The organism is Desulforapulum autotrophicum HRM2, assembly GCF_000020365.1.
In the GTDB taxonomy this organism is placed as follows: Bacteria; Desulfobacterota; Desulfobacteria; order Desulfobacterales; family Desulfobacteraceae; genus Desulforapulum; species Desulforapulum autotrophicum.
Genome location: NC_012108.1, coordinates 889,165 through 909,394, shown reverse-complemented (window position 1 = coordinate 909,394; position 20,230 = coordinate 889,165). Strand labels below are relative to the sequence as shown.

Below are 20,230 nucleotides of genomic sequence, written 5' to 3'. Positions count from 1 at the left end.
CATGAAACGAAAAGAAGATTTTATAAATGACAAACGCCGCATTTCTTATCTGGGGGCCACATATAACCGAATCTATCGTAGGCAGAGCGTCTTGATCGAGGGTGATTATGGCGTGGGTAAAACCCGTTTCTTGAAATTGCTGCAACCGAAAAAACTTCATGCCGTCTGGGTGGAGTCACTGTTCAACATACATGAAACCCTGGCATCGATTTTAAAGAAGCTAAATTACGACACAATCGCCACCTACCGGCGAACCCCTCAATATTTGGAAATGATATGCAGTCTGTCCAACTGCTTTATTTTAATCGACGAGGCAAACGATCTTGATCCCCGGGTCTGGCCCTACCTCAAAAGGGTTATCGATGCCGGTGTTCCCATTGTATTTGCAGGATTACCAAAGGTGAGGACCTTTTTAACCCGCGAGCATCCAGACATCCTCAGCCGCTTGAAAACGCTTATTCTATACCCGATTGTGGTAGAAGATTTCATTGTCGAGTACAAGGATATTGAACAGGAGGCCATTGAACAGATTTATATGACGACCAAAGGCGATATGAGAAAATTCAGAGAAATTTGTACAGACTGCAGGGACAGAGCAAAGGAGTTGAAATACACCTTTGTTGACATCAATCTTGCCTTGGAATTTCTCTCTGATCTTCCTCCTCAATAACGAACATAAGGCACATGGAAAAATTTCACCAAGAAATAATGTGAGGCCAGAAAGGACTGATTTTGCTGTTCTAAAACTTTAGATCGTCCAGATTAGATACCTCGGACAAGATAATTAAATCAGGATAGACCATTACGCTTTTTTAGCGAATGGTCTATTTTTGTTTACAACTTCTCAAACTTCATTGACTGATTTTTGAAATACACATTCCGTGCAACACTGCTATAAAATAGCATTAACCTACTGTAAAAAATGATGTTTATTTGAAGCGTTAGAGTATTTTGCGAAAACACGATTAGGGCCAATGCTATGCAAGTAGCTGATTATAAATGTTATTGAGGCCTTTTTTATAAAAACAGGGCAGATAAAAAGCGTTAGAGTATTTGCATCTTATCACCCATACGATTAAACTTTAATGCACGATAAAAAGAGACGTGGATTTACCCGACGGTTTTTTTTTGCGAGTTAGGGTTTTGATGTTACCATCCCATCGCTCAGTTCCCTGAGAATATCATCTGTCAGTGCTCCGAATTTTGGATTGGCCCGGCTCCGGGGACGTTCCATGTCCACCTGAATTGTTTTGCGAATCTGCCCGGGGCGGCAGGACATGACCAGAATCTCATCGGCCAGAAACACGGCTTCATCCACGCTATGGGTAACCAAAACAATGGTTTTATGGGTCAGCTCCCACACCCGTAATAGTTCTTGCTGGAGCAGGATACGGGTGTGGGCGTCCAGTGCGCCAAAGGGTTCGTCCATGAGCAGTACATCCGGCTCATTGGCCAAAGCCCTTGCAATGGCAACCCGCTGTCGCATTCCTCCAGAAAGCTCATGGGGGTATGCGTCCTTAAACGCCTCCATGTTGACCATTGAAATGTAGCCCATGGCATCATGGTGGCGCTTTTTTTTGTCAACATTTGCAAACTCTGGCCCTGCAGCCACATTGTCCAGAACCGTCATCCAGGGGAAAAGAGAATATTCCTGGAACACGAGCCCGATTTGAGCACAGGGTTTTGTTACCGGGGAGGCGGCATAATGAACCGTTCCTGCTGAAGCTTGTTCAAGACCAGCCGTGATGCGCAGAAGGGTTGATTTCCCGCAGCCGGAGGGACCTACAATACAGGTAAAAGAATTTTTAAAGATCTTCAGGCTGATATTATCCACTGCAAGGAATTGATCTCCTTTCTGGGTGGTAAACGTCTTGGAAAGACCTTTGATGCCTATTATTTCCTGGTGTTCTTCATTCATTATTCTGCCTGTTTACGCCATGAAAACTTTTTAAGTTCAATGTGTCGGAAAACCATATCCATGAGCCCTCCGACAACTCCGATTGAGATCATTCCTGCGATGACAATATCGGTTGAGGCAAGGGTAAAGGCGTGGGTGATCATATAGCCGATACCGGAAAGTGAACCTGGCAGCATTTCTGCTGAGACAAGACACATCCATGCAATGCCAAGGCCGATCCGCATCCCGGTTATAATTGAGGGCATGGCGGCTGGGATCAAAATTTTTCTAAAAATCTGGTTTTCACTGGCACCAAGGACCCTGGCCGAATCAATGAGGGTGACGCTGACATTTCTCACACCATGGATGGTGGCGGTAAGAATGGGGTAAAAGGCGCCGATGAAAATAATGAACAGCATGGAGAATTTGATGTTGTTCAGGTAGATAAAACTTTTTCCTGTTTCAACCCCGGTGAGGGTAGCCAGGCTTGCAATGCCGAACCAGGCCATGACCAAAGGAACCCAGGCAAGGGGGGGGATGGGCCTGAACAGGCTTAAAAATCCGTTAAAAAAACGGAAAGCCAGTCCATAGTATCCCATGACCACCCCCAGGGGAACGGCTATTGCTCCAGCAATTGAATACCCCATAACCACACGAACCAGGCTCACCAGTACGTTGCTGGCAAGGGATCCCATGCCGATCATATCCTGTGTGGGGTGAAAAAGGAGTGTGCCCACCTCCCATACACCGGGCAGGATCACCTGGTTGTCTATTCTGGAAGCAAGAACAAGCCATAAAAAGATCAGAAATATAGGGGCAAGAACCGGTATCACCAAGGACACGACATATTGCTTGATATCGACTGTGGAAAAAACACTGCCAAAGCTACCCCAAAAATTTTCGGTATTGGATAAAATTGCCATGGGGTTTATCTGGCCAGACTTTTTCGAACAAATGAGAAATCATAAAGAATGGGCGTTGCTGCTGCAAGATCCGTATCCTTCATACTTCCTTTGAATTTATTCATGCTGTTGAGCATATCCAGAAATACCCCTTCCCCCTTCATCCAGTTTTCAGTGGGATCCGTGGTATAGATGATAGTGGATTTTTCAACAGCTTCTTTTGGAACGCCAATCCAGTCGGCTGAAATTTTAGCGGCTTCAAGCTTATTGGTATTGCACCATCTTGCGGCCAGGGTCATCAAATCAGTCATGGCCTGGACAACTTCAGGTTGTTCGGCAATCATCTGCTCACTGGTTCCCATGACACAGCAGGGAAAGTCGGTCCATTGGCCTTTGGGGGGCAGATCTCTGGAAGAAAGACCGATATGGCCGACATGTTTGTATTCAGCCACGGCAGGATGGGGTGCCGGTCCCACCCAGCAATCAACCTGACCGCTGAGCAGGGCCGGAATCAGGTTTGCGGTGGATTTGAGATCCACCATCAGGATATCGGCATCGACATCATTGGGATTACCTGTGATCGTATATCCGGCATTGTGCAATGCCCCTTCAAAAACCACACGGGGAGCGCTGGTGGGGGAGTGATAACCTATCTTGAACGGGTTTTTAGAATTTTTGATGGCCGCAGAAACAGCTTCATATCCGGTACTTTTGCTGTCAGCAGGAAAAACCATGCTCATGCCATCCACATGAAGGGGACACAAAATTTTAATTTTAGACCCCTTGTCAATACCGCTCATAAAGGCGGTGCTGGAGGCAAGACCGAAATCCAGGCGGTTCATGGCAAAAAGGGTGGATGTCTCGGAGCCGCTTTTAGAAACAATAAGATTGAGCACGGCCAGGGGAGTCCCATCGGCAGACATGATTTTGTATTTTTGCCGGGGAACCATGGTGGTCAGATATGCCCCGGATTCCTTAAGGGCTTCCCCTTTTAAAGCGGCAACCATCAGGGGGGTGTGGTGGGTGGTAAAAATATACCCCAGGTACAGGCTGGGGATTTTATTGTTGGCGGCATGGAGGGGGCTTGTTCCCAGGCAAAATACCAGTGCCAGGAAGGCTATAAAGGTACATGTTTTTTTTAAAAGGGTGGTTTTGTTGTTCATCGTTGGTCTCTCCGTTATTATATTAAATAAAATTACTTGTTACTCGGATAATTCAATCAAGGCTTCGATCCGGGTCTGAAGTTGTCCTTCATCGGATTCGGAATAGTCGGTTTCGATATGCAAAAAATTCAGCTCGAGGGTGTCTTCGACAAACCTTTGGAGGGTAGTGGATTCAGCATTGTATGTGTGACATCCCAGCCAGGTCATATCCAAAACGGCATCGACCTTGTAAAGGTCTGCTATTTCCCGGATGGATTCCGGTCGATGGGGGTTGGGTGTCATGCAGGAACAGGGGATTTTAAGGTATCGGCGGGCAATGGACTCACGGGGATCTCCGGTTTCATCCACCGCCAATGTCATGCCCTTGAGTCCGGAGCAGTTCTCCATGGCAACGATCCGGGCCCCAAGGTGCTGGGCAATCCGGATGACTTTTTCAGATCCTTTGCCCACCGGACATCCGGTGAGCAGAATACGAACCCCACCCTGGTCCGGAAGGTCGGGCTGGCTTAAAAAGGTTTCCAGCTCAATCTTCAGGGTTGCTAATTGCGCAAGGTAGGTTTCAGGGTGCACACAAAAACTTTTACTTTCATGTACAGCCAGCATGTCCATTGCCGTCAGGGGAGAGCGTCGGTCCGCGGCCAGAAGGGATATGTCCCAAAGGGCTTTTCGAATTTCATTCTGCTGCCGGATCTGATGTTGCAGACTTTCTTCAGTGACGGCAACTCCAGAGCATTCAAACAAGAAGCGTTCAAGTTCTCTAAGACCCTCCATCCAATAGGCAAAGGCGGCATTGCCTTGCTGGGTGTGGGGAAGATGCATCAAATGCAAAGGTTTGAGCTCTTTCATCAACTCGTACATTTTCTTTTTACCGTCACAGGTTGTTTCGGCAACAAGGATGTCTGAAAAACTGAAAAAAGAGCAGGTGTCGGTCACTGCATATCCATAGCTTGACTTGATCAAGGGACATAAACTGGCAGGAAGTTCCCTTTCCGCATCTTTGATGGGTGCCTGCTTTTTACCACACAGGCCTACCGGGACAATACCGGCGGCCCGGATGAGTTCATAGGGAGCATAAATGCAATAGATCCCTGCTATTTTTCCGCCTTGATTTTTCCATTCATCAAGCTCAGCAATGCTGATTTCTGAAAAAGAAAGAAACGGTTTAAGATTCATGTATTCACCCCAAGTCTCAGTTAAAGGATATTAAGCCCAGATATCTATGGGGATTGTACAAAAATGTCAAAACGCTTATTTCAATAAAACTTTAGGAGTGAATAGAAATTTTATATGCGAAACAAGGCAGGCACTGACACAAAATGTTGTGTCAGTGCCTGTTTGAATGCATCTTTTAACGCTTTAATCATTTTTCATACGTTTATTGACTAAAAGTCATCTTCCTATCGGCCCTATCTATACATCAAGGTAAAAACGGCACCGATTCCTGCACAGAAAACATTGCAATCTATATAAATGTGGAGATCTACTTTTCCATATTTCTTGTTCATTTATTATCGACCTTCTTTCTATTCGACTTCTTGCCTGAAATATATTTCAAGAGAGAAAATCCTTGGTCATCCCCATCTCTTATGGCTATCTTTCAAAAAGGCCCAAACCATAACTGCAATAACGAGAGTGAGTGGTACGGCACTAACAATTGAAACGGTTTGTGCCGGTTGAATGCCACCAATCAGCAACAATGAAATTGCGATTAAGCCAATCCCAATAGACCAGAAAATACGCACCCAAATCGGGGGTTCTTCTCCATCAGGAAGACGTTTTGAGGTCGCAACTGCCATGCTAAAGCAATTTCCGTTTAGCAATGTCTGCATGGAAATGAATCCATAAACCATCAGAATGGGGAATAGGAATTTTGCAAAGGGGAAGTAGTCCCATAGAGATACAATCGCCTCTCCCTGACCGGAAGTAGCAATAATCCCTCCAAGGTCGATGGTATTGTTTTGAAAAATATAAATACAATAATTTTGGAAAATGGCAAAGAATAACCAAGAGCCGACCGTTTGCGCCAAGATGGAGCCAATCACTAATTCTCGAACCGTTCGTCCCTTAGATATTTTAGCAAAAAAGATGCCGTTTGCTAATGCGAGTACAATATACCAGCACCAATAGAATACGGTCCAGTTTTGCGGGGTACCGGACTTCCCGAAAATATCCGTATTTAAAATCAAACGCCAGCTGCTTTGAATGTATACACCAACACTATCGGTAAAACTGTTACACAGGTAAGCGGTGGGGCCAACGAACAACAGAAAAATCAATACCCCAAAACCAACGATTACACGAACATTACTGAAAAAACGAATCCCTTTTTTCAACCCGGTATACAATAGAAACGCCATTAAAATGGACCATAACATGATGATTCCGGCCTGCACTGCAAAAGTAGGTTGAACCCCGAAGACACGGGAAACGATGCCAAAAAACGTTGGTACGTTCACACCAACACAAGTTACGACAGAGCAAAGAAGGGCAATTACAAACAAGGCATCCATAATTTTTCCAATGGCACCATTTGTGTGTTTTTCTCCTAGAATGGAAACACATGAAGCACTGGGGCGGACATCGTTATTTTCACGTACATAAAATTGATATGCATAGAGGACACCGGCAAGAGTAGCAATGATAAAACCAAAGGGTCCCCAATGGAATATAGGATAGAGCGCAGCATACTCCATAGCCTCTACGCTATATGGTTCTAACCCCCAAGCAGGAGTTTGGGCATAATAGAACCATTCGATGGAGGTCCATGTTAATACACCGAAACCCGCAACGGCAGTAAAGACCATACCCAACCATGCAAAAGTTGAATATTCCGGTTCTTCAGCTCCAAAATGCTTTTTCCCAAGTGGGGAAACGCAAAGAAAAATACAAATTGCCATTGCGGAGAGAATGTACCATTCAAAAAACCACCCCATTTGATTGGTAACAAAGCTAAAAGCAGAAGACATACTCTTTCCTGCCCTTACTGGATCTCTTATGACCCAAACAACCAGGGCAGCAATGAAAATCAACGGCGGAAAAAACAGCCAGCCGTCAATTTTTGATTTTCTTTTTTGAACTTTTGTTTCGATGCTCATAATAACCTCTTTGTGTGTTTTTTGAAAATTATTGACCATAGTTTTCTTCATATCGTTTTTTATATTTTTATCAATATCAGGAGAGAGGAAAGTTTTGGGCGCTTATCCAAGCCTTCTCTTGAATTCTTTATTTGCACGCGCCCCTATATCATACCCTCCTGCATTGTACCAATGATAGCTTTCACATTCTGAAATTTCATTTTTAAAAACATCATGACAGTATTTAAACGTATCTTCTTCCATTAAATAGTTTCCATCTGGGCCAACTCTCATTCGGAAGTTCTAATTTAACATCCACCAACGCAGAAACATTTTCACAGCCTATTTTGCCAATAAGATGAGCCATGCTCAAAAACGATATTTTGCCGAGCCCGAACATTTAAGTTTTCAGTTTCTGATTTAACCTTACCAACGTCATCAGGTGTATATAAAACAACTGCAGACCCTACACCTGAATAATTCTCAATTTTATCAATGATAGTTCTGCCAGAACTGGCCGTTTCATGGAGGATGATTGCTTCAAACCCAAGCTTTTCTACAAATATAGCGGCTTTATTTTGTGCACTTTCGTCATGGCCATGAACAATAAATACTCGTGTAGGTTAGGAACCCTTATATTTATTGTCAGTAGAGAGGATGGATGTAAGTGCATTCATATACCCGACTGCACCCTCAGTGACATCTTTGGCCCGACCTATAGCTTGATGGGTGTAAGAAGGGCCACCAATTACTGCTACAGAAGAGTTTTGATGCTCCGTTCTAATTTGAGGAATAAAAAATTCTATAGTTCGTTCGCTCTCTGATATTTTTATTCTTTCAATATCATCAGGCTGTACAGTTTTGCTATTTATCACAATTGGCATTCCTTGCTCGTACGGTTCGATAAATCTTGAGATCAACTATTCCTTAGAGAGATCCGTTTTGTACTCATCATAAAACTTATCTGATTTTGGTCTTACTATTACGTAGTGATACACTCTGACTACTTTAAAAGGCTAACGACAAAGCGAACCAGCGGCGGGTATGTATCCACAGCATTCCAGAAAACTTAAAAATTTATTCATAGCACTAAACCATAAAAGCACCCAACAGTAAACTGTCTGAGTTAAGCGCTGGGTTCGGCAACATTTTGTTTATTTTGAAGGTACAACCTCTTTATAGCAATAATTGCCATTCCCAAAATTACCACTGTGTAAAAGGAAACTCCTGATATCCGGACCAAGAATTCGAGATACGCTGGAATAGCTTGCTTAAAATTAATTGAGTAATTGGCTTCCTTCACAAAGGCAGTTTTTACAATGGCATCATAATGAATAAAAATGAGATGACGACTCCACACGAATAATATCGCAAGTATTGATATAAACGAGACGCAAATTACTGTTGTGCGGTACTTAAATGCCTCGAGCAGTTGTCCCTCCTGAGTTGCGATAAAAGCATTCATGCCAGCCACTATAGCCACGGCCCAAATCTGTTCCTCATAGGCCCTCGACATACGATCTTGAAAAAATGCTAAACAATCAACGTCCATATCAATATCCTCCTTTTTGCCAAAACAAGTGCATGAACAGACCAGGGTAGCATTCATGGCGTGGAATTATTTGACTCTGAAATCCATGCCAGATATAAAAGCTCTAACGGGATAACATTACAATATTAAGGATATCGAGTTTCAGTTTATCATTTTTGAAGCTCCGTAAAATTTTATTCAAAGAGCCGAACCTCAAATTCAACAGTATTTTTAAGCCGACGCCCATAGCAATTCTCTTTCTGCGGTATCAAAGCAAAAATTTATTTACAGATAATTTCATTCAAAGAATAAAATAAATATCAAAATCATCCACCAATACTGCAGAATGAAAACGTTCTTGATGATAGATCCCCAACGGTGGGGGTGAACGTTTAGGGCCCCAGAGGATGGTGAGGATCACCATGGGGTCGATCAGGAGAGTGATCCGGGGTTACGCCATAAACAACAGTATTCCCGGCGTTAGCCGCCCCCGGCTGGTCACAATTAAATCCCCTGTTAAACGACATAAAGCAAACTTCCTCTAACATGGAAGGTGAGTATAAATATCACTGAATCCTTAGGTCCTATAGAAAGGATTATTCATTTTGTAAAGGATTTAAAAAGAAATTCCGCTCCGAAAATTCATCCGGGGAGAATTAGAACGGTTGCAATCACCTAACTGCAGTGTTGACCATGTGGACATCCGTAAAACAACCGACAGGATTAAAATTCCTTATAAATCCGGGCCAGGGGGTGGCCCTTTGCCTTGATCGACAAATCAAGAAAATAGCCGTAGGGGGTCTGAATTGTGTCGTAGCCGGATGTTTCCAGACGCACCTGGGCATTGTTCAGCACGGCCTGGGCCATGTCCGGGTCTGCCTTTTCCTCCCCAAGGTGGGTAAACGAATGGAGAACGATCTGGTTGACCGACCACTTCCTTGCCAGCCATTTTGAATTCTTCACCAGTTTTGTCTCAGCAGAACTTGCCGGATCAAGATCCTTTGGTTCCACATGGATAAAGGCGACAACAGCATTGGTGCAGCCAAAGGGTTGGGCGTCGGGAACTTCTTCAATGGTTTTTATGGCGGGATTCCAGTCAAAGTTGTCGCAATACCAGAACAAAACTCTCATGAACATCTGCCCCTTTCCTTGATTGTTACGGCCGGCAATACAATCTGCCTCCAAAGGTAGAACTTGTACCAGACTCAAACTGAAATGCCAAGGTCTGCCATTGCAAGCTTAACGGTTTTTTCCCGGGTGAGTAACATTTCCACTGCGGCACTGGAGAACACATAAAAGGGGCCCCGGCCCTCAAAGGTTTCCCTGGTCAAAACGGCATCAATGGAATGTTTAATCAACAGTTCTGCAACCAGAATCCCCTTGCCGTGGTCCACTGTGACAAAGGGATTTTTGATAATTTTCTCCTCAGTCACGGTCTTATCCTTGTGGCGAACAGTGATAAGCTTGAAACAGGGGGCCTCTCCAAAATGACTGGAGATGTGCTGATGGTCGGTATCTGCCACGGGCAGGGCATAGATGAAGGTTTCTTTCTGGGTCGGTTCGTAAAAGATGAGGGCCCGATCCACATGTTTTATCTCTTTTCGGATATTTTTCTCAATTTGCTGGGCAATAAACCAGGCCTTGTCAAGGTCATGGGTTTTCAGAATGACTTTGGCTTCAATGAATTTGTAACGTCCTGAATTTCTGCCTATCAGATGTTCAATTGACAGAACCTGGGGCTCGGCAAGGATCACCTTCTGGGCAAGATTCAGGGTCGGGTAATCCAAAGAGGCATCCAGCAGCACTCGAATACCGTCAATGAGAATTTTTCCGCCGCACCAGACAATGATGGATACAATTATAAATGCGCAGATTCGATCCAGGTCAACGCCTGCTAAATTTGATACCAGCCCGATCAACACCACCATGGCTGCAAACATATCGATGCTGATATGTTTTGCGTCCGCAATTAAACTCGGTGAATTAATCTCTCGGCCCACCCGGGTGGCGTACCGGGAGTATCCAAAGGTGAGACCAATGACGCAGACCATGCCGACAATGGCCGGCCATAGGTTTTTGAGGTCCTCACCACTGCCGTGTACCGCCTCCATAAGAATTTCATAGGCGGCAAAAATGATGGCAATGGCAACGAGGACCGATGCAACGTTTTCAACCTTGTAAAGGCCATAGGGAAACGCCCTGGTCTTGCGTCTGGCAATGATCAGCCCTGCAAATACCGTGGATGACGCCACAAGATCCGAAAGGGAATGAAAGGCTTCGGCCTTTAATGCAATGCTGCCCGAAAACCCGGCAAAGATGAATTTAATCGCGAACAGCAGCAGGTTAACCCCGATGGCCAGGAGGGCCACTTTTTCACTTTTTTCCATTATTCTTTTCCCTGGTAAAGGTGTCAGGGCAATTTTTGACGTGTAAATGTTAGGATCAGCAACAGCATTTTGTCAAGCAAACGATGCAGAAAGGGAACTTGATCGATACCTGTGATCAAACGAGCAGTTATCAAAACAAATTGCATTAGGCCGGGATTTCCTGTAGTTATATTCTTTTTGATGTGCATATCGATTTTTTGGGGAAGTATCATGGCAAGGCAAAATCAAGTATCGGAGTCTCTTAAAATTCTGATTCCGTTGTATGGAACCTATCTTGTATTTGCTTTATGTATCTTCCTGATCTTCATTCCACAAACAAAACAGCAATTGTTGAATCAGAAAAAAGAAGCCATCCTTCAGTTGACGGATAATGCACTGAGTTTATTGCGTGACATTGATTCAAAAATTAAAAACGGAGAAATGGCCTCTGATCTGGCACGGAAAAAAGCCATAGACCATATTCGGGATCTCAGATATGGCCTGGAAGGTAAGGATTATTTCTGGATCATTGATATGCATGGCACAATGATCATGCACCCCTTTCGACCGGATCTTGAAGGAAAAGATTTAACACGGTTTAAGGATACTGCCGGAAAATATCCCTTTGCCAACATGGTTGAAACCGTGGCAAAGAACTCCGCCGGCTATGTAAACTATCGTTGGCAATGGAAAGACAACACCGAAAGAATGGCCCAGAAGACCTCCTATGTTAAGGGTTTTCCAGCCTGGGGATGGATCGTCGGGACAGGTATCTACCTGGATGATATCCATGGAGAGATTTCAATTATTACCCTCAAATTCATTCAGATTTTTGTGGGAATCCTGATTTTTATCCTCCTTTTGTCTGTCTATATCACCCACCATGTGCTCCAAATCAATAAAAGAAAAAACCAGGCTGAAGATGACCTGCGTAAAAGCGAAAAACGCTATCGGTTTCTGGCCGATAATGCAACGGACGCCATCTGGATTCTGGCGCTTTCCGATTTTAGGTTTTCCTATCTTTCCCCTTCCATCGAACAGATTCTGGGATATTCCCCGGAACAGTATAAAACGATGACTTTTGGCTCTAATATGACCCGGGACAGTGTGTCACTCATCCATTCCGTCATATCAGAAGAGTTAAAACAAGATAACAGGGACGGCATGGATGCAAACCGTCGGCGCAACATTGAACTACAAGTAAGTAAAAAGGACGGCTCATGGATCTGGGTTGAAGTGAGTGCCCGGTTTTTACGGGATAGAAATGGCAATCCCGACAGAGTCTTGGGTATTACAAGGGACATCTCCCAGCGCAAGGACCTGGAACAGAAGTTATTGCAGACCAATGCAGACCTGCACCTTGCACAACAGCTGTCAAGCATCGGCAACTGGTCCCTGGATCCTGATGCGGACGTTCCTTTCTGGTCGGATGAAATTTATCGAATCTTTGAACGGGATTCAGCACTGGGAGCCTTCTCCGCTGTTGAGCACCTGGCCATTTTTACCGGAAAATGGAAAACGCTCTTTGAAACCGCAATAAAGGATGCCAGGGAAAGGGGGATCGAGTTTAACCATGAGGGTAAGGTGATACTACCCTCAGGACAGGTCAAATGGATTCACGCCATTTGTAAACCCGAATGGGTGGCGCCCAAACAACGCTATTTTCTCCGGGGCACGATCCAGGATATTACCCATCGGAAAACCATGGAATCGCACATTCAGCAGACCCAGAAGATGGAAGCTTTGGGAACTCTTGCCGGCGGTATTGCCCATGATTTCAATAATATTCTCTCTGCAATCATAGGCTTTACCGAACTTGCCAAACTTGGCGCAGCAGAGAATAAACGATTGAAAGACAACCTGGATAACGTTCTGACAGCAGGATTGAGGGCCAGGGAACTGGTGAAACACATATTAGCCTTTTCCCGCAAGGCTGACGTTCATAAGGATATCATTCAAATCGTTCCATTGATCAAAGAAAGTTTAAAATTTTTAAGGGCTTCAATACCAGCCAATATTGACATACAGACCCGATTCATGATTACAGACGCCACCATCCTGGCAGACCAGACACAGATTCACCAGGTGCTGATGAACCTGTTCAACAATGCCGCCTATGCCATGAAAGAAAAGGGCGGCGTCCTTGCTGTAGAACTCGATAATTTTGATATGGTCACAGACATCCCCCCTCAATTCAACGAGTTGCAGCCAGGCAGCTATGTCCGACTGAACATTTCAGATACCGGGGTCGGCATTGAGAAACATGTGATGGAAAGAATTTTTGAACCTTTTTTTACAACAAAGGTCCGGGGCGAAGGAACCGGCATGGGACTGTCCCTGTCCTATGGCATCATCAAGGCCATGAAGGGTCATATTTCGGTATCCAGCGAACCCGACATGGGTACGACGTTTCAGATCCTTATCCCGAAACAGGAAAAGGAACTCACTCCAGCAGTAAAACATTTGCCCCCTTCCAAATCAATAAAGGGCAATGGAAAGATCCTGCTGATCGACGATGAACCCGCCATCATCGGATGGGCATCGAAGGCCCTTTCAAAAATGGGTTATCAGGTGGTCGGGATGACCAGCCCCCTGGAAGCCATTGAAACCTTTAAAAGCGATCCTGAAAATTTTGATCTGGTCATAACCGATCTTACCATGCCAAGGATGACAGGGCTTGAACTGTCCAGTATAATAACGGCAAAACGGCCCGACATCCCCATAATCCTTTGCACTGGGTTCAGTGAAGAATTGAGCCCCGACAAAATGAAACACCATGGCATTTCCCGGGTCCTGATGAAGCCCATGGTTGTAGACGAGTTGTCTGACGCCATTGAGGAAACCCTGACCAGCAGAAGACTGAAGGAATAAACGATGATACATGTGCTGATAATTGATGATGATTTGAGTATCTGTCTTTTTCTCAGCGAACTGCTCAAACAGATGGGATATGCCTTTAAAATTGCTAACACGGCTGTTGATGCACAATTGCTGTTCAACAACCACGCATTTGACCTGGTGCTGCTTGACCTGGAACTACCCGATGGTAATGGATTGGATCTGCTGCCTCAATTCACGGGCGCACGTCAATCACCTGAGGTGATCATCATTTCTGGAACCGGTGATCTCAGGGGAGCCGCACTGGCTTTCAAATATGGCGCATGGGATTATGTACAAAAACCTTTTTTACTTGATGAAGTCTCCCTGCCCATAACAAGAGCACTTCAATATCGAAAGGAAAAACTGGACACGCCCCATCTGATTCCCCTGATTCGATGCGGTATCGTGGGGGAGTCAGATGCCATCCAGAAATGCCTGATAGAGGTTGGAAAGGCTGCGGCATCCGATGCCAGTGTGCTCGTAACAGGCGATACCGGAACCGGCAAAGAGCTGTTTTCAAGGGCGATTCATGAAAACAGCAGGCGGGCATCCAAACCATTTATTGCAGTAGACTGCGGAGCGCTGCCGCAGAATCTGCTGGAAAGCACTCTGTTCGGGCATGAAAAAGGATCCTTCACAGGCGCTGCCAGACGACAGGACGGATTACTGGTTCAGGCCAATGGCGGGACATTGATGCTGGACGAAATTGGGGAACTGCCCCTGGATGCACAGAAATCATTTTTACGCACCCTGCAGGAAAGATGTGTACGTCCCATCGGGGGAACATTGGAAATCCCCGTTGATATCCGACTGGTTGCGGCTACAAACCTGGATCTGGATCAGCGGGTAAAAGAAGGACTGTTCCGTCAGGATCTGTTGTACCGAATCCGGGCTATGGAAATAAAACTGCCTCCCCTCAGGGATCGCCGTCAGGATATTGAAGAGATAACCCTTAAAAAGGTCCATGAACTTTCACACAGATACAACATTGCAAACAAGGCTGTTTCATCTGAATTATTAACCGTTTTGACATCCCATGACTGGCCCGGTAATATCCGTGAATTAATCAATGTTCTTGATTATGTTCTGGCCTCGGCGGGCAATGACCCCACACTTTTTCCCAAACATCTGCCACCGGAATACCGGCTGTCCAGACTTGAATTTGAACCGATTTTACAGGAAAAATACAACCCCGAATCCGCCGGAGGGTTTGATAAGGAAGAGGGCTTTCCAACCCTGGACGAATACAGAAACCGACTTGAAAGAAATTATTTAAAGGAACTGCTCAATCGGGCAAAGGCTGACCGGAAATCAGCCTGTCTCATCTCCGGCATTTCCCAGTCCCGTTTATACGGGTTACTGAACAAACACGGTCTTCCCGGATTTGGTTCAAAATAATTATTTTCTTCCTTTGTTTTCCCCCACCTTCTGAACCCGACCATTCCTGATTCCCATAAACAGGAACGAATCTGTTCCTGTTTATGGGAATTCACCGGCCACATCTTCTTTAAAGCCGATCAGACATCTTTCAACTATCTGTAATTATTCAACCAACGTTCCTGCCTCTCACTGGGCACACATCCTGCAGCATAGAACCGGTAAGAAGGCTGATACGTTCCAACAAAAAGGATTTATTAATAACTATGAATGTTATATTGTTTACTGACAGCCCACAGAAAATGGAAACGAGGCTCGAACAACTGATTCAAGACGAACTACCGAAAATAAAAGTTGAAACCATCTGTTCCATCGAGTGTGTTTCACAGAACCTTCGCCGTCCTTTAAACGGGATATCGGTGATCGTTCTTTTTATTGTTTCTCAAAGCCAGATAGAGAATTTCCTCATATTAAAACCTTTTTTTGACAACACCCGTTTGATTCTGGTTCTTCCAGATAATAATAAAGGCCTTGTGGCAAAAGGATTACAACTCAATCCATGCTTTGTCACCTATCTGGATAACGATCCCCATGATATCACCTCTGTTTTGAGAAAAATTGAACAGTTGAAAACGGGTAAACAGCCATTAAGTGAAGTTGAAAATGAATCACGCCACAACCTGATGAAACAAACCCGATTAGCAACAAAGCGTTAACATCATTCCATGGAGGTGTAAAACATGAAAAACCGGTCACTTAAGTTTAAACTTATTGTTGGTGGGATTGTTGCAGCTATTGTACCACTTACGGTTGTCGGACTTTTTTCAATCAGCAAATCATCCAGCGCCCTCCTTTCAATTGCCAGTGGGCAGGCTGAAATGATCGCCGGCAACCTTTCAACCATGGCAAATTTATCCATGGAGCAAGAGGTCAAACTTGCCCAGTCAATGGCTGTTGAGCCCCTTGTTGTGGCTGCAAGCTCAACCGTATTGGAAATCGGGATTGACAATGCCGGGGATGAGTTGACGGCCCTGGACAATTATTTTGCGAATGTGCATAAGCAGATTGGTGGGGGGTATGAAAGTTTCTTTGCCATCGATACAAAGGGCCAGGCAATCGCAGACAGTTTGGGTGGTTCTTACAGGACCATGAAACTGTCCCTGGCGGACAGGGATTATTTCCAGACGGCAAAAACCGGAAAACCCTTTATCGGGACCCCTATTCTTTCCAAGGTAAGCGGCCAACCTGTTGTTGTGGTGGCCGTACCCATACGAACCGCTGGGGCCATGGTTGCCGGGGTTTTTGCATCCGTGGTAAAACTCGAAGCCCTGTCGGATAAGATTACCCAGGTAAAAGTAGGCGAAACAGGTTATCCATATATGCTCAGCAGCAAGGGGGTTGTCATTGCCCACCCCAAAAAAGAGTTGATTCTTCAACTTGACGCCACCACACTTCAAGGCATGGAGCACATCATCAGCGCCATGATTTCCCAGAAATCAGGGGTGGAGCATTATACATATAAAGGCGACGAAAAAATTGCTGGTTTTGCACCGGTGACTGGGACCGGCTGGAGCATCAGTGTCACCCAGAATAAATCCGAATTCATGAAGCCGGTCCGCGCCATCCAGACCATGGTCCTGATCCTGGGGACTGTTTTTCTAATCATCACGCTGATAGGGGTTTTCTGGTTTGTTCGGGGTATCATGGCCCAGCTCGGCAATGATCCCTCGGAAATCGCTAAAATTGCTGCCAGCATTGCCCAAGGGGATCTCACCGTTGGGTTCGAGACAAAGGGTAGAGCCATCACCGGGGTGTATGCCAATATGAAGGAGATGACAGAGAACCTGACAACCATGTTCAAGGATATTTCTTCCGGGGTTCAAACACTGACATCGTCTTCAACCGAGCTTTCGGCCATCTCCCAGCAGATGGCTTCCGGTGCCCAACAGACATCCGAACGATCCAACAGTGTCGCATCCGCCGCTGAAGAAATGACTGCCAGCATGAATAGTGTGGCCGCGGCAACGGAACAGACCTCCACCAGCATACAGATGATCGTTACTGCTGCAGAAGAAATGTCATCCACCATCAGTGAAATTGCCGGCAATACGGCAAAGGGAAGCCAGACAACAGCAATGGCAGTTAAAAAAGCCGAAGAGGTCTCCCTGAAAGTCAACGAACTGGGTAAGGCGGCTTCGGAAATCAGTAAGGTGACTGAGACCATTGCCGATATTTCCGCCCAGACCAATCTTCTGGCCTTAAATGCCACCATAGAAGCCGCAAGGGCAGGTGAGGCAGGTAAAGGGTTTGCCGTGGTTGCCGGTGAAATTAAAGCCCTTGCCCAGCAGACCGCCGACGCCACAAATGAAATCGGCTCACGCATCGGGGACGTTCAAGAAACAACCCAGGAATCGGTTTTGGCAATTAAATCCATTGTGGAAATCATCAATGAGATCAACACAATTGTAACATCTGTTGCTGCGGCAATCGAGGAGCAGTCTGCGACCACCCAGGAGATCTCCAGCAATGTGAGCCAGGCAGGTGCCGGTGTTGAGGAAGTCAATCAGAATGTCAACCAGACATCGGTTGTGGCCAATGAGGTTGCCCAGGATATCAACCTGGTCAGCCAGGCAGCAAAAGAGATGAATTCAGGAAGTCTCCAGGTCAATAAAAGTGCCGGAGAATTGTCAAAACTGGCTGAAACCCTCAATGTGATGCTCAGCAGGTTTAAGCTGGGTTAAGGGCCATGGAGATATTAAAACACGCCAATAGAATGCAGAATTTTTGCTTGGTTTCAAGGCGCGTGAATAAGAGCATATTGAAATATGTGCCTATTGACGCAACGCGGAAACCAAGTAAAAAGACGAATTGTATGGTGGGTTTTATTGTTTCCATGGCCTTAAGCTTCTAAACAGAAAGAATAAGGAGAAGAGAATTGAAAGTTATTGGATTTAACGGCAGCGCCAAAAAACGAGGAAATACCGCCTGTTCTTTGAACACAGTTTTTGCCCAGTTGGAAAAAGCCGGTATTGAGACGGAGATGATCCATGTGGGCAAGGAAAAGATCCAGGGATGCATCGCCTGCCACGGCTGTGTAAAGAACCAGGATGAAGCCTGCACCCTCAAGGACGATCCGGTGAATGAATGGATTCAGAAGATGAAAGCAGCCGATGGCATTCTGCTTGGTTCTCCGGTCCATTTTTCAGGTGTTGCAGGGACCATGAAGTCTTTTCTTGACCGGGCCTTTTTCGTTTCCTCGGTTAACGGCGGCCTGTTCCGCCACAAGGTCGGGGCTGCTGTTGCGGCTGTCAGAAGATCCGGGGGTATTCCCACGGTTAACTCCCTGAATCACTATATCACCTACTCTGAGATGATCATGCCATCTTCAAACTACTGGAATGTGGCCCATGGTCTCACCCCGGGTGAAATGGAGCAGGACGGTGAAGGCAAACAGATTTTGGAGGTGCTGGGCCAGAACATGGCATGGATCATGCGAGTTATCGAGCATGGGAAAGAACAGTTTCCCGCCCCGGGACCGGTGGCTAAAACAATGACCAATTTTATCCGTTAGAACCGGAGATGAGATGGGGTTTTGACTCCTCGAGAATCTTCATCCCACTGCTTTGAATCAACACAGGACAACGCCGTCAAAACGGACAAAAGAAATTCAACCCCGGCTTCCCCGCTTTTTTTATCAAAGGTTTCATTCTTTCCATGGGTCAACCGGGGGGGAATTTTGTCTCTCTGGGACCGGGTACCCGGTCCCATGACGATGGGATAGAACCGCTTCTTGAATTCCGGCGCCATGCATCGGGTAACGATGGTGGCATCTGAAGCACCGATGTTATAGGTCTGACAAATATTAAGACCGGGAACCTGAGACGCCTTTAATATCCGTGAAAGCCTGTGGGATGAAAATACATCATCAAAATTCATCCCCTGGGAAATGGAAAAATCTTTGACTTCCGTGTAGGTGATGCCCTTGAGCTGGGCATGGACATCCTCAATGGTATCAAAGGAACGGTTGCTGATCACAAGGTGGTGGGTGGCAGGTCGTTCAGACCGGCCCGTGTAAATTTTCGGGGGAACAACGGAAAAATTAGATTCATCTCCTGCCCACACAAGGTCGTTGGCCCGGGCCTGTTCTATTATTCGGGTCAGTATGTTCTGCCCCCTGGGAACCGAACAGACATGCCCGCCCTTCTGGGTTGCGATACGACAATCACTGCCTGGCCCCTCCAAATCCGGCCGGATACTCACCGGATTCCAGTGGGCCAGATGGTCAAGTATACGTTGCAGCCGGTCTATTTTATCCGAAACCCGGATCACGAAATTTCCTCGCTCTGCCGTATAAAAACTGAAAATGGAAGGGTTGGCAACCGTCATGGTATTTTCCAGAACAATAAAAAATGTGTCTTGCCTGGAAACCGGAAGTGCATGCCCAAAATTTTCACCGATTGCGCAGGCACTTTTCATTCCAGGCCCTTCCTCTTTAAAGGTGATGGTGAAAATCAGGTTGGACAGCTTCATTTTCCCCATACCGGCAAGCCGTGCAAGGAAAAGTTCAAAGGCAATGCCGGCCTTGCAGTCGCTGACCCCCCGGGCCACCATCTGTTGTGCATCCTCATACAGGGAAAACGGCAAAAAAGGCTTATCCCATTCAGAAGCGTCAGCATCCACGGTATCCATGTGGGCGCTCAAGTAGATGACATCCTGGTCAGGATCAAGGTTTAAGGGGCAGACAATCAGGTTGCTATTTCGATCTCTGTAAGAGCGATAGTCCCTGAGATTGGATGCGAAAAAAGTTTCGCACCAGGCCATGGCCATTTCAATCTGATCCGGCCGGGTAAACAGGGTGGGAAAGCCCACCACCCGGCGAAGACACTCCAGGTAAATTTCAAAATCACGTTGGTCCATTGTAAATTCAGCCGCTGCCATTGTTAAGGGACTCAGATTTGTGGAATTATTTACATCTGAGCCCCTAATTATTGTTGGAAAACCCATCAAGGCCGTGCCGTGGAGAGGTATCATCGGTGATGA

General features: G+C 45.8%; 18 protein-coding genes. 6 read left to right on the top strand and 12 right to left on the bottom strand.

The window, feature by feature from the left end:
- The first annotated feature begins 1 nt into the window (after window position 1).
- On the top strand, window positions 2-670 hold the full coding sequence (locus tag HRM2_RS03910) for an ATP-binding protein (protein ID WP_041273016.1): 669 nt from the start codon (window positions 2-4) through the stop codon (window positions 668-670).
- A gap of 465 nt (window positions 671-1,135) precedes the next feature.
- Here the strand turns inward: HRM2_RS03910 and HRM2_RS03905 are convergent, their stop codons facing one another.
- The 11 genes from HRM2_RS03905 to HRM2_RS03865 form a co-directional block, all read right to left on the bottom strand.
- On the bottom strand, window positions 1,136-1,918 hold the full coding sequence (locus HRM2_RS03905; RefSeq protein ID WP_012663154.1) for an ABC transporter ATP-binding protein: 783 nt from the start codon (window positions 1,916-1,918) through the stop codon (window positions 1,136-1,138).
- Entirely contained in the window at window positions 1,918-2,820 is a 903-nt protein-coding gene (locus tag HRM2_RS03900) for an ABC transporter permease (protein ID WP_012663153.1), read from the bottom strand. Before HRM2_RS03900 ends, HRM2_RS03905 begins: the two co-directional genes overlap by 1 nt.
- A 5-nt stretch (window positions 2,821-2,825) precedes the next feature.
- Window positions 2,826-3,962, bottom strand: a complete 1,137-nt coding sequence (locus tag HRM2_RS03895) for a CmpA/NrtA family ABC transporter substrate-binding protein (protein WP_012663152.1) — start codon at window positions 3,960-3,962, stop codon at window positions 2,826-2,828.
- A 39-nt stretch (window positions 3,963-4,001) separates the two neighbouring features.
- Complete coding sequence (locus tag HRM2_RS03890; protein WP_012663151.1) at window positions 4,002-5,135, bottom strand: double-cubane-cluster-containing anaerobic reductase; 1,134 nt, start codon at window positions 5,133-5,135, stop codon at window positions 4,002-4,004.
- Between the two features lie 398 nt (window positions 5,136-5,533).
- The gene (locus tag HRM2_RS03885) at window positions 5,534-7,108 is read right to left on the bottom strand and encodes a BCCT family transporter (protein WP_083776508.1); all 1,575 of its coding nucleotides are present in this window, start codon (window positions 7,106-7,108) and stop codon (window positions 5,534-5,536) included.
- A 51-nt stretch (window positions 7,109-7,159) separates the two neighbouring features.
- Window positions 7,160-7,300: a hypothetical protein gene (locus tag HRM2_RS26915; protein ID WP_187149328.1), complete on the bottom strand. Its 141-nt coding sequence runs from the start codon at window positions 7,298-7,300 to the stop codon at window positions 7,160-7,162.
- Window positions 7,301-7,371: 71 nt separating this feature from the next.
- On the bottom strand, window positions 7,372-7,644 hold the full coding sequence (locus tag HRM2_RS28265; protein WP_202944706.1) for a TIR domain-containing protein: 273 nt from the start codon (window positions 7,642-7,644) through the stop codon (window positions 7,372-7,374).
- Between the two features lie 15 nt (window positions 7,645-7,659).
- Window positions 7,660-7,911: a hypothetical protein gene (locus HRM2_RS27325; protein WP_148214556.1), complete on the bottom strand. Its 252-nt coding sequence runs from the start codon at window positions 7,909-7,911 to the stop codon at window positions 7,660-7,662.
- A gap of 251 nt (window positions 7,912-8,162) precedes the next feature.
- Window positions 8,163-8,588, bottom strand: coding sequence for a hypothetical protein (locus tag HRM2_RS03875; RefSeq protein WP_012663149.1), 426 nt, complete (start codon window positions 8,586-8,588; stop codon window positions 8,163-8,165).
- Between the two features lie 702 nt (window positions 8,589-9,290).
- Window positions 9,291-9,704, bottom strand: coding sequence for a threonyl-tRNA synthetase editing domain-containing protein (locus tag HRM2_RS03870; protein ID WP_012663148.1), 414 nt, complete (start codon window positions 9,702-9,704; stop codon window positions 9,291-9,293).
- 68 nt (window positions 9,705-9,772) lie between these two features.
- A complete protein-coding gene (locus tag HRM2_RS03865; protein ID WP_012663147.1) occupies window positions 9,773-10,954 on the bottom strand; it encodes a cation diffusion facilitator family transporter in 1,182 nt (393 codons plus the stop codon).
- Between the two features lie 210 nt (window positions 10,955-11,164).
- On the opposite strand from HRM2_RS03865, the gene HRM2_RS24950 reads away from it, so the two are divergent.
- The 5 genes from HRM2_RS24950 to HRM2_RS03835 all read left to right on the top strand — a co-directional run bounded on the left by HRM2_RS24950 (window position 11,165) and on the right by HRM2_RS03835 (window position 18,761).
- On the top strand, window positions 11,165-13,804 hold the full coding sequence (locus HRM2_RS24950; protein WP_012663146.1) for a cache domain-containing protein: 2,640 nt from the start codon (window positions 11,165-11,167) through the stop codon (window positions 13,802-13,804).
- Between the two features lie 3 nt (window positions 13,805-13,807).
- Window positions 13,808-15,211, top strand: coding sequence for a sigma-54-dependent transcriptional regulator (locus HRM2_RS03850; protein WP_012663145.1), 1,404 nt, complete (start codon window positions 13,808-13,810; stop codon window positions 15,209-15,211).
- Between the two features lie 281 nt (window positions 15,212-15,492).
- Complete coding sequence (locus HRM2_RS03845) at window positions 15,493-15,906, top strand: hypothetical protein (protein ID WP_232364187.1); 414 nt, start codon at window positions 15,493-15,495, stop codon at window positions 15,904-15,906.
- Window positions 15,907-15,930: 24 nt separating this feature from the next.
- Window positions 15,931-17,931, top strand: a complete 2,001-nt coding sequence (locus tag HRM2_RS03840) for a methyl-accepting chemotaxis protein (protein WP_012663143.1) — start codon at window positions 15,931-15,933, stop codon at window positions 17,929-17,931.
- A 194-nt stretch (window positions 17,932-18,125) separates the two neighbouring features.
- Entirely contained in the window at window positions 18,126-18,761 is a 636-nt protein-coding gene (locus tag HRM2_RS03835; RefSeq protein ID WP_012663142.1) for a flavodoxin family protein, read from the top strand.
- On the opposite strand, the gene HRM2_RS03830 is transcribed toward HRM2_RS03835, so the two are convergent.
- Window positions 18,758-20,107, bottom strand: a complete 1,350-nt coding sequence (locus tag HRM2_RS03830) for a M20/M25/M40 family metallo-hydrolase (protein ID WP_187149327.1) — start codon at window positions 20,105-20,107, stop codon at window positions 18,758-18,760. The genes HRM2_RS03835 and HRM2_RS03830 overlap by 4 nt on opposite strands.
- Window positions 20,108-20,230: the final 123 nt, after the last annotated feature.

Excerpts from the sequence above, each read along its gene's own strand:
- HRM2_RS03910 (WP_041273016.1), top strand. The coding sequence starts at position 2 with ATGAAACGAAAAGAAGATTTTATAAATGACAAACGCCGCATTTCTTAT.
- HRM2_RS03905 (WP_012663154.1), bottom strand. The coding sequence starts at position 1,918 with ATGAATGAAGAACACCAGGAAATAATAGGCATCAAAGGTCTTTCCAAG.
- HRM2_RS03900 (WP_012663153.1), bottom strand. The coding sequence starts at position 2,820 with ATGGCAATTTTATCCAATACCGAAAATTTTTGGGGTAGCTTTGGCAGT.
- HRM2_RS03895 (WP_012663152.1), bottom strand. The coding sequence starts at position 3,962 with ATGAACAACAAAACCACCCTTTTAAAAAAAACATGTACCTTTATAGCC.
- HRM2_RS03890 (WP_012663151.1), bottom strand. The coding sequence starts at position 5,135 with ATGAATCTTAAACCGTTTCTTTCTTTTTCAGAAATCAGCATTGCTGAG.
- HRM2_RS03885 (WP_083776508.1), bottom strand. The coding sequence starts at position 7,108 with ATGAAGAAAACTATGGTCAATAATTTTCAAAAAACACACAAAGAGGTT.
- HRM2_RS26915 (WP_187149328.1), bottom strand. The coding sequence starts at position 7,300 with ATGGAAGAAGATACGTTTAAATACTGTCATGATGTTTTTAAAAATGAA.
- HRM2_RS03875 (WP_012663149.1), bottom strand. The coding sequence starts at position 8,588 with ATGGACGTTGATTGTTTAGCATTTTTTCAAGATCGTATGTCGAGGGCC.
- HRM2_RS03870 (WP_012663148.1), bottom strand. The coding sequence starts at position 9,704 with ATGTTCATGAGAGTTTTGTTCTGGTATTGCGACAACTTTGACTGGAAT.
- HRM2_RS03865 (WP_012663147.1), bottom strand. The coding sequence starts at position 10,954 with ATGGAAAAAAGTGAAAAAGTGGCCCTCCTGGCCATCGGGGTTAACCTG.
- HRM2_RS24950 (WP_012663146.1), top strand. The coding sequence starts at position 11,165 with ATGGCAAGGCAAAATCAAGTATCGGAGTCTCTTAAAATTCTGATTCCG.
- HRM2_RS03850 (WP_012663145.1), top strand. The coding sequence starts at position 13,808 with ATGATACATGTGCTGATAATTGATGATGATTTGAGTATCTGTCTTTTT.
- HRM2_RS03845 (WP_232364187.1), top strand. The coding sequence starts at position 15,493 with ATGGAAACGAGGCTCGAACAACTGATTCAAGACGAACTACCGAAAATA.
- HRM2_RS03840 (WP_012663143.1), top strand. The coding sequence starts at position 15,931 with ATGAAAAACCGGTCACTTAAGTTTAAACTTATTGTTGGTGGGATTGTT.
- HRM2_RS03830 (WP_187149327.1), bottom strand. The coding sequence starts at position 20,107 with ATGGACCAACGTGATTTTGAAATTTACCTGGAGTGTCTTCGCCGGGTG.